Here is a 15,130-nt window from a genome sequence, read left to right as displayed (position 1 = left end):
TGCTTGCTCGTGCCAACTCGCAGGCGTATACCGCCTTGCGTCCTTTTGCCATCAGCGGGGCAGATCGCCAACTGTCCCGTTACACCTTGCTCAGCGTCGCTCGCGCGGCGCGCCCTTTCGATGAGGCATGCCATGACCACTACGAATTCGACTCCCGCCACACTCAACGTGCGTCAACAGCTCTTCATCGACGGCGTGTGGCAAGCGGGTGAGGCCGTGGCCTTCACCAAGACCGACCCCGTCTCCCACGCACGTCTGTGGCAGGGCGCCGCGGCTACGGCCGAGCAGGTCGAGCAGGCCGTCGCGGCAGCGCGTCAGGCCTTCCCGGCCTGGGCGCGTCTGGGCTTCGAGGCGCGTCTGGCGGTGGTGGAGCGCTTCCGCGATCAGCTGGAGCAGCATCGTGAAGCGCTGGCGGTCAGCATCGCCAGCGAAACCGGCAAGCCGCTGTGGGAAGCGCGTACCGAGGTCGGGGCGATGATCGGCAAGATCGCGATCTCGGTGAAGGCCTATCACGAGCGCACCGGCGAGCGCGCCAAGGATGTCGCGGGCACCCAGGCGGTCCTGCGCCACCGCCCGCACGGCGTGATGGCGGTCTTCGGCCCCTACAACTTCCCGGGCCATCTGCCCAACGGCCACATGGTACCGGCGCTGCTGGCGGGCAATGTCTGCGTGTTCAAGCCCTCCGAGCTGACCCCGGCCACCGCCGATCTCACCTTGCAATGCTGGGAGGCCGCGGGCCTGCCGGCCGGCGTGATCAATCTGGTGCAGGGCGCAGCGGAAGTCGGCCAGGCCCTGTCCCAGTCCGAGGGCATCGATGGGCTGCTGTTCACCGGCAGTGCCAAGATCGGCAAGCTGCTGCACCGCCAGTTCGCCGGTCAGGTCGGCAAGCTGCTGGCGCTGGAGCTGGGCGGCAACAACCCGCTGGTGGTGCGCGATGTGCAGGATGAAGCCGCAGCGGTACTGGCGATCATCCAGTCGGCCTTCGCCTCGGGCGGTCAGCGCTGTACCTGTGCGCGGCGCCTGATCGTGCCGCAGGGCGAGGTCGGTGATCGTCTGATCGAGACATTGGCCACGGCGCTGCGTGAGCTGCGGGTGGCGGGGCAGTTCGCCCAGGACGCCCCCTTCTATGGCGGCCTGGCAAGCGTCGCCGCGGCCGAGGGGCTGCTCAAGGCGCAGGACGATCTCGAAGCGCTGGGCGGCAACGTCATCGTGCGTATGCAGCAGGTGGAAGAGGGCACCAGTCTGCTCAGCCCGGCGCTGATCGATGTCACCGGCCTTGCGCTCGAGGACGAGGAGTTCTTCGGCCCGCTGCTCAAGATCCACCGCTACGCCGATTGGGACGACGCCATCGCGCTGGCCAACGACACCCGCTACGGCCTCTCGGCCGGGCTGATCGGGGGCGATCGTGCTGACTGGGACGACTTCCTGCTGCGCATTCGCGCGGGCATCGTCAACTGGAACCGCCAGACCACCGGCGCCTCCGGCGATGCGCCCTTCGGTGGCATCGGCGACAGCGGCAACCATCGCCCCAGTGCCTATTACGCCGCCGACTATGTCAGCTATCCGGTCGCCTCGATGGAAGCCGAGGAGCTGGCGCTGCCCGCGAACCTGCCGGCCGGTATCCGCCTGTAAGGCCGTCCATTCGGGCACCGCTGCCGCTTACCCATTGTTGACCACGACGCCCGCCGTGCCTGTTTGCTGAGCTGGCAAGGCGTCGTGGCAGGAGACCTTCATGTCCGACACTTCGTATCAAGAGATCAATTTCGATGGCCTGGTCGGCCCGACCCACAACTACGCCGGTCTGGCGCATGGCAACGTGGCCTCGATGCGCCACGGCGGGCTGGCCTCCAACCCACGCGAAGCCGCGCTGCAGGGCCTCGACAAGATGAAGTCGCTGGCGGACCTGGGGTATGCACAGGGGATTCTGCTGCCGCAGCAACGCCCGGACCTCGGCGCACTGCGCGACCTCGGCTTCACCGGCAGCAACGCCCAGGTGTTGAAGGCGGCCAGCGAGCAGGCTCCGCAGCTGCTGCGCGCGGTGTGTTCCGCCTCCAGCATGTGGACAGCCAACGCCGCCACCGTCACGCCGTCGCGTGACAGCGGTGATGGCCGCGTGCACTTCACGCCGGCCAACCTGCAATCCAGCTTCCACCGTTACCTGGAACCCGCGACCACCGGGCGCATCCTGGGCGCCATCTTCGCCGACGATGGCCACTTCGCGCATCACCCCGCGCTGCCCGCGACGCCGGCCTTCTCCGATGAGGGGGCGGCCAACCATACGCGGCTGTGCGATGGCCACGGCGGTCCTGGCGTGCATCTCTACGTCTACGGCCGCCAGGCCTTCGGCGGTGATGGCGTCGAACCGCGTCGCTATCCGGCGCGTCAGACGCTGGAAGCCAGTCAGGCCGTCGCGCGTCAGCATGGTCTGAGCGAAGACCAGGTGGTGTTCGCCCAGCAGCATCCGGAGGCCATCGATGCCGGTGTCTTCCACAACGACGTCATCGCGGTGGGCAATGGCCCGGTGCTGTTCTATCACGAGCTGGCCTTCCGCAATGAGGAGGCGGTGCTCGACGAGATTCGCGCCAAGCTGTCCACGCCGCTGATCCCGATCCGCGTGCCGTTGGAAGCCGTCAGTCTCGAGGATGCCGTCTCCTCCTATCTGTTCAATTCGCAGCTGCTCTCCAACGACGATGGCAGCATGACGCTGGTGGTGCCGGGCGAGTGTCAGGAGAACGAGGCGGTATGGAGTGCACTGCAGAATGCGATTCTGGCCGGCCCGAACCCGATCGGTGAAGTGCTGGTCAAGGACGTGAAGCAGAGCATGCGCAATGGCGGTGGCCCAGCCTGTCTGCGTCTGCGCGTGGTGCTCAGCGACGCCGAGCGCGCCGCGCTGTCCGGGCGCGTGATGATGAGCGATACGCTGCATGCCGAGCTGGGTGACTGGGTCAAGCGTCACTACCGTGACAGCCTGACGCCGGCGGATCTTGCCGATCCGCAGCTGGCCGAGGAAACCTTGGTGGCACTGGATGAGCTGACGCGGCTGTTGAAGGTCGGCAATGTCTACGCCTTCCAGCGCTGATCGCCCTTGCTGAAGTCCACAACGACACAGCCCCCATCGGTCTCGCCGGTGGGGGCTGTGTCGTTGTGGATAGGTGGTCTGAGAGTTGAGATCTGAAGTCTGAGATGTGAGAGGCGGATGCCGTGGTGCGACTCAGGCCAGCTGTGGCTGGATCACGCGCGTGGGCTCGCGGCGCACCGGCCAGTGCACGAGCGCGGCCAGCAGGCCGAAGATAGCGCTGGTGATCCACAACAGGTCGTAGCTGCCGGTCAGCTGATAGACCACACCACCGCCCCAGGCCCCCAGGAAGGCACCGACCTGGTGGGCGGCCAGCACCATGCCGAACACGAAGGCCTGGCGCTTCTGACCGAAGTAGAGTGCGACGGCCTGGCTGGTCAGCGGTACCGTCGACAGCCACAGCACCCCCATGATCGCGCCGAAGGCGTAGAGCAGGGCGCTGCTGGGCGGAATGACCACCATCGCCATCACCAGCGCAGCGCGACACATGTAGATCAGTATCAGAAGCTGTGGCGGGTGGCGGCGGCCGCCCCAGGCCCCGAACAGGATGGTGCCCGCGATATTGAGCGCGCCGATGATCGCCAGCGTGTTGCCGGCCACGTTCAGGGGCAGGCCGCAGGCGACCACGAAATTGGGCAAGTGGGTAGCAATGAAGGCGACGTGCACGCCGCAGACGAAGAAGCCACCCGCGAGCGCCAGAAAGCGCCGGTCCTGCAGCAGTGGACCCTGGCTCGGGACATCCTCCGCCGGTGTCTCACTGCCGGCCGACGGGCGACGCAGCAACGGCAGGGCCATGGGAATCAGCAGCAGACAGCTGGCGCCGAGCGCCAGCATGGCGATCTTCCAGTCGATCAGCACCAGCATCGGGGTCGCGACCGAGTAGATCAGCTGCCCGAAGGAGCCGCCGGCCGAGGCGATACCCAGCCCGATGCCACGATGCCGAAGGGGAACCACGCGCGTGACGGCGGCCAGCACCAGCGGGAAGGTGGTCGCCCCGATGCCGATACCGGCCAGCACGCCGGCGCCCAGCATCCACGCCGTCGGGGTCGGCCAGAGGGCGGTGACGCCCATGCCGACCGCGTAGCACAGGCTACCGACCAGAAAGACGCTGAGGGTGCCGACGCGCTCTGACAGCTTGCTGGCGATGGGCGCGGCCAGCCCGAAGACCAGATTCTGGATGGCCAGCGCAAAAGACAGACTCCCCATGCCCCAGGTGAGTTCGCTGGCCATCGGTGGCAGCATGAAGCCCATCGCCTGGCGCGCCCCGGTATTGATGGCGAGAATCAGCGCTGCCAACGCGATCGCTGCCTTCCAGTTCAGTTGCATGTCAGATCCTCATGCCGGCAATCGTTATTGTCGTTGTTCTTGCGGTTCTTGCGGTTCCTGCACCCTGTGCTGGCCATGGGCGGGACGTCCTGCTTGAGGACTCTCGCTACATTAGGGCTCTCGCTACATTAGGGCTCTCGCTACATTTCACTTTATTCTCATAAAAGTACAGATGCCGGAAACGCCACTGTCAGACGCGTCTGCGACACTCTCATCCATACCAGCCAGTCATATGCCTTCGCGGGAGCCCTCGTGCTGGGGCGTTGCCATCGTCCTCGACCGCTACCGCTACCGCTACCGCCCCTGTCCCGAGGCGGACCGATGTCATGCAAACATCTGCCGATGACAAGGCGTGAAACGCTATACTGTGTCGCATGCAAGACAGCATCTGCATGGTCATGATGAGCTCAGCGACACCACACTGTTTCCTTGATGGCACCATGATGCCTGATCGTGACCTGTAGAATTCACTGGTTCGAATCGTGCCAGGTCCACAGCCCGGGGTCGGTCCCTGACGCCGAACCCACGCCACGTCAGTCAGCTGACGCCATGGCTGGCCACGACTGCCTGCACGCGTTGTCCGAACCCTGCCCCCTGCTTCATGCTCCTGAGGAGAAGCCCTTGGCCAACTTCACTCTGAACGGCAAGGCCGTCAGTCTCGAGGTCGATCCGCAGACCCCGCTGTTATGGGTGCTGCGTGAGCACCTGGGTCTGACCGGCACCAAGTTCGGTTGCGGGATCGCCCAGTGCGGTGCCTGTACCGTACACCTGAATGGCACAGCGGCGCGCACCTGTGTCCTGCCGGTACTGGCAGCCGAGGGTGGTGACATCGTCACCATCGAGGGGCTGGCCGAGAACGATGACCACCCGCTGCAGCAGGCCTGGGTCGAGGAGCAGGTACCGCAATGCGGTTACTGCCAGTCCGGCCAGATCATGCAGGCCGCCGACTTCCTCAAGAACACGCCCGACCCCACCGATGAGCAGGTCACCGCCGCCATGGCCGGCAATCTTTGTCGCTGCATGGCCTACGTGCGCATCCATCGCGCCGTGAAACGTGCCGCCACCATCGCCAGTGAGCGTGCCACCAGCCAGGTGAACGGTCAGCAGACCGATGCCACGGCTACGACTGCCGGCGTCGGCATCTTCGATCCGCGCGCCACGGCAGGCACCGTGTCCCATTCTGCTGTCGAGGAGACGTCTCATGGCAAGGTTTGATGACAAGCTGGCCGCGCATCAGCGCGAGCTTGCTGCCGCGCACAAGACTTCCTCCAGTCGCGGCGGTATCACGCGGCGTGGCTTCCTGATCGGCAGTGTGGCGGGTTCCACCATGCTGGCCTTCGGCGTGTCAGGCGCGGCGCTGGCCGCTGGGGCAGACGGCAAGGGCTCGGCCAGCGAGACGCTGTCCGCCGGGGCCTTCGAGCCGACCATGTGGTACGCCATTGCCACTGATGGCACCGTCACCGTGCATATCACCAAGTCCGAGATGGGTCAGCACGTCGCTACCAGCCTCGCGCGCCTGGTGGTCGAGGAGCTGGAGGCCGACTGGGACAGCGTCAAGGTCGATTACGTCGACAGCGCCCCCAAGTGGGGCTACATGATCACCGGCGGCAGCTGGTCGGTTCACCAGAGCTACCAGCCGCTGTCACAGGCCGGTGCGGCGGGACGTATCGCGCTGATCGAGGCGGGCGCTCGGCAGATGGGCGTGGCGGTCGAGAGCTGCAAGGCGCGCAAGGGGCACGTCATCAGTGGCGATCAGTCGCTGGGCTATGGCGAGATCGTTGCGGCGGGGCTGGAGCGCAGCTTCTCCGAGGAGGAGCTTGCGGCCATCGAGCTCAAGCCGGCCTCCGAGCGTCGCGTGCTGGGCACCAGAGGCAACGCGCTGGACGTGCCGCCCAAGACCAACGGTCAGGCCGTCTACGGCATCGACTACACCCTGCCGGCAGAGATCGAGGCGCGTGTCGGCAAGACATTGCATGCGCGTCCGGTAATGCCGCCGAGCCGCTTCGGCTGCAAGGTCACCGCCGTCGATGACAGCGAGGCCCGCAAGGTCATCGGCTATCGCCAGACCATCGAGCTCAAGGACCCGTCCGGCATCTGCCAGGGCTGGCTTGCGGTCATCGCCGACAATTTCTCGGCGGCGATGCGTGCCACCGATCTGCTCAAGGTCGAGTGGAGCAAGGGCGACAGCTATCAGGTCGACGAGACGGCGATCCAGGCCGAGGGCCAGCGTCTGGTCAGCTCGCCGAGCCGTGACAATGGCTCGTTGCTGGTGGATCAGGGCGACCCTGCGCCGCTGCTCGAGAATGCCGCCACCACGGTGGAATCCACTTTCACCACCTCAAGCGTGCTGCACTTCACGCTGGAGCCGGCCAATGCGCTGGCCTACGAAGAGGATGGCCACTGGCACATCCACTGCGGCAACCAGCAGCAGTCCCTGCTGACCTCACTGGTCACCAAGGCGCTGGAGCTCGAGGAAGGCAAGGTCACCCATCACCAGCTGTATCTGGGCGGTGGTTTCGGCCGTCGTCTGCACGGTGACTACGCCGTGCCGGCAGCGCTGGCGGCCAAGGCCGTGGGGCGTCCGGTGAAGATGATCTTCACGCGCCCGGATGACAGCCGCTTCGATTGCGTGCGCTCGCCCTCGGTGCAGCGCCTGCGCTCCGGTCTCGATGCCGAGGGGCGTGTCGTGGCCTCCGAGCACGCCGCCGCCGCCGGCTGGCCGACGGCAGCCCTGATACCGGCCTTCCTGGCAGAGGCGGTCGAGGGCGGCGGCAAGCTGGACTCCTTCTCCATCAGCGGCGCGGATCACTGGTACAACGTCGGCACCCAGCGTGTCTGGGCGCAGCAGAACAAGGTCGCTCACGAGGCCTTCGTGCCCGGCTACCTGCGCTCGGTCGCACCGGGCTGGACGCTGTGGGCGGTTGAACAGCATATCGATGAGCTGGCGCTGGCGGCCAGCCAGGACCCGGCCGAATTCCGTCTTGCGCTGCTGGACGCCGAAGGCCGCAATGCCGGCAAGGCGCCGGTCAGCACCGGCGGCGCCGACCGTCTGCGCAACGTGCTCACGCGCGTGATGGAGAAGTCTGGCTGGAGCGAGCGCGACAGCCTGCCAGCAGACACCGGCATGGGCGTGGCATTGAGCTTCGGTCAGGAACGCAGCATGCCGACCTGGGTGGCCTGTGTGGCGCAGGTCAAGGTCGATCGCGGCACGGGCGAGGTCAAGCTCGAGAAGCTGACCAGCGTGGTCGATGCCGGCACGCTGGCGCATCCGGATGGTGCCATGGCGCAGCTGGAAGGCTCGCTCCTGTGGGGCGTCTCGATGGCGCTGCACGAAGGCACCGAATACCGCGAGGGTGGTCCTGTGGCGCAGAATCTGGGCGCCTACCAGCCGCTGCGCATGCATCAGGTGCCGCAGATGGATCTCGAATTCGTCGACAGCACCGAGATGCCGGTCGGTCTCGGCGAGCCGGGCACCACGGTGGTCGCACCGGCGATCGCCAACGCCATTCATCATGCGGTCGGCGTGCGCCTGCGTGACCTGCCGATGCGTCCGGCGGCGCTCAAGGCCGCGCTCAGCGAGGCCTGACCTTCTCCAGCGAATGGCTCTGAAACCCGCCACTCCGGCATGCCCGGGTGGCGGGTTTCGAGTCTTCAGAGCGTGCGCTGGCTTCTGATATGAGAGATTGTTGATGCAACACCTTGATCTTGAAGTGATCCATCAGGCGATCGACTGGCTGGCACCCGCAGATGGCGAGCCATCCGCGCGCCCGATCTGGCTGTGCACGGTGCTGGCCACCTTCGGTTCCTCACCGCGTGAGCCGGGCACCTGGCTGGTGGCGCGCGCCGATGGGCAACATCGTGGTTCGCTGTCCGGCGGCTGTGTCGAGGAGGACTTTCTGGCGCGCCTGGCTGACGGGGAATTCACCGCGTCCGCCCAGGTGATCCGCTATGGCGAGGGCGGCCATCAGGGCGCAGGGATCGCCTTGCCCTGCGGCGGTATTCTGGACGTACTGGTCGAGCGCTTCACCGCCTGTGATACGGACATCGCGCACCTCGAGGCGCTGCGCGCGGTACTCGAGGGCCAGACGCCGCGTCTGCGGCAGGTGATGCTGGAGGGGGATGGCGCGCGTACGCTTGAATGCGACAGCGGGCTGGGGGAACGGGTCGAGCCGCTCAAGGGTCATGCGGGGCAGACGTGCGGCTATCAGCTGCGGGTCGGGCCGGTGGCGCGTCTGCTGCTGGCGGGCCTCTCGCCGGTGGCGGAAGCCTGCGCCGCCTTCGCCGTCAGTCTCGGTTTCGAGGTGATCATCTGTGAGCCACGCGAGGAAGTGCTGGCCGACTGGGAGGCTCGCAAGGCGCCGCTCGAGGGCGTCAGCCTGTGTCGCGAGTTGCCGTCACGCTTCATCGCCGCCGGCGGCTGTCATGCCGCCACCGCCGTGGTCGCACTGACCCACGACCCGCGTATCGATGATCTAGCGATGATCGAGGCGGTACGCCAGCCCGCGTTCTATATCGGCGTGATGGGTTCGCTGCGTACCTCAACGGCACGCGCCGAGCGGCTGGCGCGCAGCGGTGGGCTCAGCGCCGAGGAGATCGCGCGCATCGTGATGCCGATCGGGCTGAATCTGGGCAGCAAGACACCGGCCGAGATCGCGCTGGCGGTGATGGCCGATATCGTGCGCATCCGCCGAGGCCGCGCTCGCGAGAGCCTGTGAAGCCGCTCAGGAGACAGTCAGGGAGGCCGTCCATGAATGAGTCGATCATCCTGGTCATGGCCGCAGGGAAGAGTCGTCGCTTCGGCAGTGACAAGCGTCAGGCGCGTCTGGGAAATGGCCAGACACTGTTGATGGCGACGCTGTCGCGGGTCATGTCCTGTGAGGTGGGCTGGCGTCTGCTACTGCGTGAGGACGATGATCCCGCCGCACTGCTGGGAGAGGCGTTCGCACGTGAGCATGCCGGGCGAATCTGGCGTGCGCCACAGGCGGGTAACGGACTCGGCGGGAGTCTCGGCGATGCCTTCCGTCAGCTCAGTGATGAGGCTGGATTGGCGCATGTGCAGGTGGCGGCGGTATGGCTGGCGGACATGGCGCAGATCACGGCGCAGACCTTTCATGCCCTTCAGGCCGAGGCCCAGGCAGATGGCGTGCATATCGTGCGACCGAGGCTTGAAGGCGAGGACAGCAGGCCCGGGCATCCGGTGCTGTTCGGGCGGACGCTGTGGGCAGAGCTTGCGGCGCTTGAGGGCGGCGAGGGCGCGCGTGAGGTGATCACGCGACATCGCGAGGCGCTGCGTCAGTTGGCAGTCGGTGATGTCGGTATCCATCACGACATCGACACGCCAGCGATGCTTAAGATCAGAGACTGAGACAGAGGGTCTTAGATAGAGGGACTGAGACTCAGAGGCTGAAACTGAAAGACGTCACGTGCGCTGGAAACAGGCTCCCAGACAGCAAAAGGCCCCGTCACTCAATGGTGACGGGGCCTTTTGCTGTCTGCCTATCGCGTTACAGCGTACGCATATCCAGCAGCTTGATGCTCTGGATACGCGGCTCGCCCCAGCTCAGGTCGAGCACCCACTCGGCGTCGAAGTGCGTGTGCAGCACGCTGCCATCACGCATGGCGGCGCGGTGCTCACCCCCCATGCGCAGTGTGGCGCTGTCGAGGCTGTTGCGCTGTGCACGCACCCAGCCGAGTGCATGGCCATTGACCAGCAGCTCGCTGCGACGCTGCTCCCAGTTGGCCAGGTACTCGCTGCCGGTCAGGGTTTCATCCAGCAGCTGGATGGAAGCCTCCTCGCCCAGCAGCTCCGCCAGTTCGATGGCAGGCGCCATGCGGTTGAGCATGGAGAACCAGCGGTGCGCGAAGTTTTCGAGTTCGGCCTCGAGGGCCAGATCATTGAAGGTATCGGCGTACATGGCACCTGCTCCCGAGTGGGTAAGATTGAGGGGGGATTATGCCGAGAGTCGTGAGCAGTAAATATGCCACGAACGGAATGGCAGTGTTGCCAACGGGGAGTCAATGCTTCAGCGGTTGCTGAAGCCACGACGCCCCGTGGCATCTTGCCGTTCTTGCCTTTTCGACGCTGAGGCCGTCAGTGAGCCTGGCGAGCAGACTCGGCATCGCTGTCCGGTGTGGCAGCGTCCTGATCCGACTCACGCTTCTCGACCAGGCGGCGGATGCCGACATAGAACAGCGGTGTCAGCAGCAGGCCGAACACGGTGACACCGATCATGCCGGAGAATACCGCCACGCCCATCGCCTGACGCATCTCGCTACCGGCACCGCTGGCGAGTACCAGCGGCACCACCCCGGCGGTGAAGGCTACCGACGTCATCAGGATAGGGCGCAGACGCAGGCGGCAGGCCGTCAGCACGGCGTCCAGGCGATTCTGGCCTTCATGCTGCTGCTCGCGAGCGAATTCGACCAGCAGGATGGCGTTCTTGCACGCCAGCGCCACCAGCACGATCAAGCCGATCCGCGTGAAGATGTTGTTGTCGCCTCCCGTCAGCCACACGCCGGCCAGCGCCGACAGCAGTGTCATTGGCACGATCAGGATGATCGCCAGCGGCAGCGACCAGCTCTCGTACTGGGCGGCCAGCACCAGGAATACCAGCAGCACCACCAGCGGGAAGATGTAGATCATGGTGTTGCCGGCCAGCACCTGCTGATAGGTCACCTCCGTCCACTCATAGCCGATGCCCTGTGGCAGGTTGTCGGCCAGCACTTCCTCGATGGCGGCCTTGGCCTGATCACTGGAGACGCCCGGCGCCGGTGAGCCGTTGATGTCGGCACTGACGAAGGTGTTGTAGTGCATCACGCGGTCCGGGCCGGTGGTCGGTGTCACCTTGACGAAGCTGCCCAGCGGAATCATGCGGCCGTTGTCGCTTCGCACCTTGAGGTTGCGGATGTCATCCGGGTCGAGACGCGCCGACTGCTCGGCCTGGGCGCGTACCTGATAGGTACGCCCGAAGCGGTTGAAGTCATTGACGTACAGCGAGCCCATATAGACCTGCAGGGTTTCGAAGGCACGTTCCACCGGTACGCCCATGATCATCGCCTGCTCGCGATCCAGATCGATGTCGTACTGCGGCACCTGGATGCGGAAGCTGGAGTAGACGCTGCTCAGACGCGGGTCAGCGTTACCCTTGGCGGTGATGGTCTGCACGGCGGCGAACAGCTCATCGAAGCCCTTGTTGCCGCGGTCCTGCAGCTGCAACTTGAAGCCACCCGTGGTGCCCAGACCCAGAATCGGCGGTGGCGGGAAGACGGCGACGAAGGCCTCGTCGATACCGGCGAATTTCTGGTTCAGCTGGGCGGCGATCGCCTGACCGGAAAGCTCGGGCGACTGACGCTGATCGAAGTCTTCCAGGGTCGCGAACACGATGCCCGAGTTGGAAGCATTGACGAAGCCATTCACGGAGAGCCCCGGGAAGGCCACGGTGTGCGCCACGCCCGGTGTATCGAGTGCCAGCGCCTGCATCTCGTCGATGACCTCGGTGGTGCGATCGAGGCTGGCGGCGTCCGGCAGCTGGGCCATCGCGACCAGATACTGCTTGTCCTGCCCCGGGATGAAGCCGCCGGGCACGCTGTCAAACAGCTTGCCGGTGGCACCGAGCAGCGCCAGGTAGATCACGCCGACGATGACACCGAAGCGCAGAAGCTTCTTGATCAGGCCGGTATAGCCGTTGGCCATCGCATTGAAGGCACGGTTGAACGGCGCGAACAGCCAGCGACCGAACAGGCCGTCGATGACACGGGTCAGCCAGTCCGGCTTGCTGCCATGCGGCTTGAGCAGCAGGGCGGAGAGCGCCGGTGACAGCGTCAGCGAGTTGAAGGCCGAGATGATCGTCGAGATGGTGATGGTCAGCGCGAACTGCTTGTAGAACTGACCGCTCAATCCGCTGATGAAGGCCGTCGGCACGAATACCGCCGTCAGCACCAGCGCGATGGCAATGATCGGGCCGGTCACCTCGCGCATGGCGATCCGGGTGGCCTCGATGGGCGAGTGGCCCAGCTCGATGTTGCGCTCGACATTCTCCACCACCACGATGGCGTCATCGACGACGATACCGATGGCTAGCACCAGTCCGAACAGTGACAGCGTATTGATCGACACGCCCATCATCTGCATGACCGCAAACGTCCCGATCAGCGAGACCGGCACCGCGATCAACGGAATGATCGAGGCACGCCAGGTCTGCAGGAACAGGATCACCACGATCACCACCAGCAGGATGGCCTCGAACAGGGTGTCGATGACCGCCTCGATGGAGCCACGCACGAAGACCGTCGGGTCATAGACGATGTCGTAGCTGACGCCATCCGGGAAGGCGTCGGACATCTCGCTCATGCGCTCACGTACGGAATCCGACAGTGCGATGGCATTTGACCCCGGACGCTGGAAGATCGGCATCGCCACGGCATCCTTGCCATCCAGCTGCGCGCGCAGCGAATAGCTGTCGGCGCCCAGTTCGACACGCGCGACATCCTTCAGGCGTGTCAGACGGCCGTCTTCATCGACACGGATGACGATGTTCTCGAATTCCTCGGTGCTTTCCAGACGGCCACGTACATTGAGAAGACGCTGGAACTGGTTGTCGTCAGGCGAGGGCTGAGCACCGACGGAGCCGGCGGCGACCTGCTGGTTCTGCGCACGCAGCGCACTGATCACGTCACCGGCAGCCAGGCCCCGCGCCGCCACGGCGTCCGGGTCGAGCCAGACGCGCATCGAGTACTCGCCGGCACCGAACAGCTGTACGTCGCCGACCCCCTCGAGACGGGCGAGATTGTCCTTGAGGTTCAGGCGCGCATAGTTGGACAGCCACAGCTGGTCATAGCGGCCATCCGGGGAGGTCAGGTGGACCACCATCGTCAGATTGGGCGAGGCCTTCTCGGTGGTGATGCCGAGTTGCTGCACTTCCTGCGGCAGACGCGGCGTGGCGCGAGCCACGCGGTTCTGCACCTGGACCTGAGCCTTGTCGAGATCGGTGCCCAGCGCGAAGGTCGCGGTCAGGGTCAGGTTGCCATCGGAGGTCGCCTGGGAATCCATGTACAGCATGCCTTCGACGCCGGTGATTTCCTGTTCCAGCGGCGTGGCCACGGTGGAACCGATGACCTCCGGGTTGGCGCCCGGATAGTTGGCGCGCACCACCACGGTGGGTGGCACGACTTCGGGATACTCGGAGATGGGCAGCTTGACCAGCGACAGCAAGCCGCCGATGACGATCAGGATCGACAGCACCGCGGCGAAGACCGGGCGCTTGATGAAGAAACCGGAGATGTTCACGAACGACCTCCGGCTGCCTGACGGTCAGCCTCGGCGAGAGTCGCGGCCTTCTGGTCGTTGTCCTGGTTCAGCTGGCGGGCAGCTTGCTCCCCCTGCAGTCGGGAGACGCGCGCCGCCAGTGACTTGAGGGCACCGCCATCCTCGATGTCGACCAGCTTGGGGCTGATCGGCATGCCCGGACCTGCCTTGGCGGGGCCAGCCGCCAGCACGCGGTCACCGGCGGCCAGGCCATCGGTCACGGCGCGCAGCGTGCCGAAGCGCGGACCGGTGCTGATGCCACGGTAGGCGAGGGTGTCGTTCTCATCGACCACCAGGACGAACTGACGGTCCAGGTCGGTGCCGATGGCGCGTTCCGGAATCAGTACGGCATCTCGGATCTCGGGTGAGGCGATACGCAGGCGCGCGAAGGCACCCGGACGCAGAGCGGGATCATCGGCATTGAAGGTGGTGCCGATGCGCAGGGTGCCGGTATCGATGTCGACACTGTTGTCGATGAAGTCGAGCTCACCGTGGAAGGGGAAGTCTTCCTGTCCGGCCAGCTGCAGTTCCACCGGCAGATGGTCCTCGGCGGTGACATGCGCGAAGTCCTTGTTCCAGGTCAGCTCGCTGATGTCGATATAGGCGTCCAGCTGACGGGTCTCGACCAGCGTGGTCAACACGCTTTCCCCCGCCTGTACCGTGTTGCCACGCGTGATGCGCGCATTGGACAGGCGGCCGTCGATCGGGGCGCGGATGGTGGCGTAGTCCAGATCCAGGCGCGCACGCTCCAGCTGAGCGATGGCACCCTTGAGTTGAGCGTTCAGACCGGTGGCATTGGTGCTGCGCGAATCGGCCTCCTCGCGGGAGATCAAGTTGCGCTTGACCAGGCTGGCGGCACGACCGGACTCGCTGCGCGCGTTGGCCAGTTCGGCCTTGAAGCGCGCGACATCGGCTTCCAGTCGCTCGACCTCAGCCTTGAAGGGGCGCTGATCAAGACGTACCAGCGGCGTGCCGGCGCTTACCTGGCTACCTTCGGTGAACAGCACTTCTTCGACTTCGCCGCTCACGCGTGGGCGCAGTTGTACGCGCTGGGGAGATTCCAGGCGCGTGGTGTAGGTGTGCCAGGCCGCCACCGGCTGCGAGATGGCAGCGACGACTTCCATCGTGGGGGGCGTCTGTTGCGCGCTGTCGTTCGCCTCACCACTGCCTTCACTGCAGGCGCTGAGCGTCAGCAGGCCGCCGAGGGTAAGCAGCAGGGAAGAAGCGATACGAGAAAGGCGCGCCGGACGTGAGTTCAGTCTCGACATGGGAATCTACCGTTGCAGAAAGAGTTGCAAGGCATCCTAGAGAGACTGCGCATTATCGATAAGTCCCATCAGACACACTGCTTTGATGCTGAAATTGCACCAATTGTGCAGATGGCGGTGATTCAACGCGCAATGTTGAGTGCCAGTACGGGACAT

Annotated in this window: 10 protein-coding genes; 6 read left to right on the top strand and 4 right to left on the bottom strand. The window is 65.4% G+C overall.

Translation table 11 applies throughout. The annotated features are described in order from the left end of the window. Nucleotides 1–132: 132 nt before the first annotated feature. A complete protein-coding gene (gene astD / locus AC5WNJ_RS13485; RefSeq protein ID WP_495929938.1) occupies nucleotides 133–1,632 on the top strand; it encodes a succinylglutamate-semialdehyde dehydrogenase in 1,500 nt (499 codons plus the stop codon). 100 nt (nucleotides 1,633–1,732) lie between these two features. Continuing rightward, complete coding sequence (astB, locus tag AC5WNJ_RS13480; protein ID WP_495929937.1) at nucleotides 1,733–3,079, top strand: N-succinylarginine dihydrolase; 1,347 nt, start codon at nucleotides 1,733–1,735, stop codon at nucleotides 3,077–3,079. Between the two features lie 132 nt (nucleotides 3,080–3,211). Here the strand turns inward: astB and AC5WNJ_RS13475 are convergent, their stop codons facing one another. Next, nucleotides 3,212–4,402: an MFS transporter gene (locus tag AC5WNJ_RS13475; protein WP_495929936.1), complete on the bottom strand. Its 1,191-nt coding sequence runs from the start codon at nucleotides 4,400–4,402 to the stop codon at nucleotides 3,212–3,214. A 621-nt stretch (nucleotides 4,403–5,023) separates the two neighbouring features. Between AC5WNJ_RS13475 and AC5WNJ_RS13470 the strand changes: the two genes are divergently transcribed. From AC5WNJ_RS13470 to AC5WNJ_RS13455, 4 genes are all read left to right on the top strand, one after another. Continuing rightward, entirely contained in the window at nucleotides 5,024–5,617 is a 594-nt protein-coding gene (locus tag AC5WNJ_RS13470) for a (2Fe-2S)-binding protein (protein ID WP_495929935.1), read from the top strand. Then, nucleotides 5,604–7,988: a xanthine dehydrogenase family protein molybdopterin-binding subunit gene (locus AC5WNJ_RS13465; protein WP_495929934.1), complete on the top strand. Its 2,385-nt coding sequence runs from the start codon at nucleotides 5,604–5,606 to the stop codon at nucleotides 7,986–7,988. The genes AC5WNJ_RS13470 and AC5WNJ_RS13465 overlap by 14 nt, the downstream gene beginning before the upstream one ends. A gap of 103 nt (nucleotides 7,989–8,091) precedes the next feature. Beyond that, nucleotides 8,092–9,117: an XdhC family protein gene (locus AC5WNJ_RS13460; protein ID WP_495929933.1), complete on the top strand. Its 1,026-nt coding sequence runs from the start codon at nucleotides 8,092–8,094 to the stop codon at nucleotides 9,115–9,117. Nucleotides 9,118–9,149: 32 nt separating this feature from the next. Beyond that, the gene (locus tag AC5WNJ_RS13455; RefSeq protein WP_495929932.1) at nucleotides 9,150–9,767 is read left to right on the top strand and encodes a nucleotidyltransferase family protein; all 618 of its coding nucleotides are present in this window, start codon (nucleotides 9,150–9,152) and stop codon (nucleotides 9,765–9,767) included. Between the two features lie 139 nt (nucleotides 9,768–9,906). Here AC5WNJ_RS13455 and AC5WNJ_RS13450 read toward each other — a convergent pair whose 3' ends face one another. The 3 genes from AC5WNJ_RS13450 to AC5WNJ_RS13440 all read right to left on the bottom strand — a co-directional run bounded on the left by AC5WNJ_RS13450 (nucleotide 9,907) and on the right by AC5WNJ_RS13440 (nucleotide 14,974). Next, entirely contained in the window at nucleotides 9,907–10,317 is a 411-nt protein-coding gene (locus AC5WNJ_RS13450; protein ID WP_054555691.1) for a hypothetical protein, read from the bottom strand. Between the two features lie 176 nt (nucleotides 10,318–10,493). Next, complete coding sequence (locus tag AC5WNJ_RS13445; protein WP_495929931.1) at nucleotides 10,494–13,688, bottom strand: efflux RND transporter permease subunit; 3,195 nt, start codon at nucleotides 13,686–13,688, stop codon at nucleotides 10,494–10,496. Continuing rightward, nucleotides 13,685–14,974, bottom strand: coding sequence for an efflux RND transporter periplasmic adaptor subunit (locus AC5WNJ_RS13440; protein ID WP_495929930.1), 1,290 nt, complete (start codon nucleotides 14,972–14,974; stop codon nucleotides 13,685–13,687). The genes AC5WNJ_RS13445 and AC5WNJ_RS13440 overlap by 4 nt, the downstream gene beginning before the upstream one ends. Nucleotides 14,975–15,130: the final 156 nt, after the last annotated feature.

The sequence above is a fragment of the Cobetia sp. PDI-23MA genome, assembly GCF_059507735.1.
The sequence above is the reverse complement of the archived record's forward strand: the minus strand, read 5'-3'. Positions and strand labels throughout refer to the sequence as shown.

Excerpts from the sequence above, each read along its gene's own strand:
- astD (WP_495929938.1), top strand. The coding sequence starts at position 133 with ATGACCACTACGAATTCGACTCCCGCCACACTCAACGTGCGTCAACAG.
- astB (WP_495929937.1), top strand. The coding sequence starts at position 1,733 with ATGTCCGACACTTCGTATCAAGAGATCAATTTCGATGGCCTGGTCGGC.
- AC5WNJ_RS13475 (WP_495929936.1), bottom strand. The coding sequence starts at position 4,402 with ATGCAACTGAACTGGAAGGCAGCGATCGCGTTGGCAGCGCTGATTCTC.
- AC5WNJ_RS13465 (WP_495929934.1), top strand. The coding sequence starts at position 5,604 with ATGGCAAGGTTTGATGACAAGCTGGCCGCGCATCAGCGCGAGCTTGCT.
- AC5WNJ_RS13460 (WP_495929933.1), top strand. The coding sequence starts at position 8,092 with ATGCAACACCTTGATCTTGAAGTGATCCATCAGGCGATCGACTGGCTG.
- AC5WNJ_RS13455 (WP_495929932.1), top strand. The coding sequence starts at position 9,150 with ATGAATGAGTCGATCATCCTGGTCATGGCCGCAGGGAAGAGTCGTCGC.
- AC5WNJ_RS13450 (WP_054555691.1), bottom strand. The coding sequence starts at position 10,317 with ATGTACGCCGATACCTTCAATGATCTGGCCCTCGAGGCCGAACTCGAA.
- AC5WNJ_RS13440 (WP_495929930.1), bottom strand. The coding sequence starts at position 14,974 with ATGTCGAGACTGAACTCACGTCCGGCGCGCCTTTCTCGTATCGCTTCT.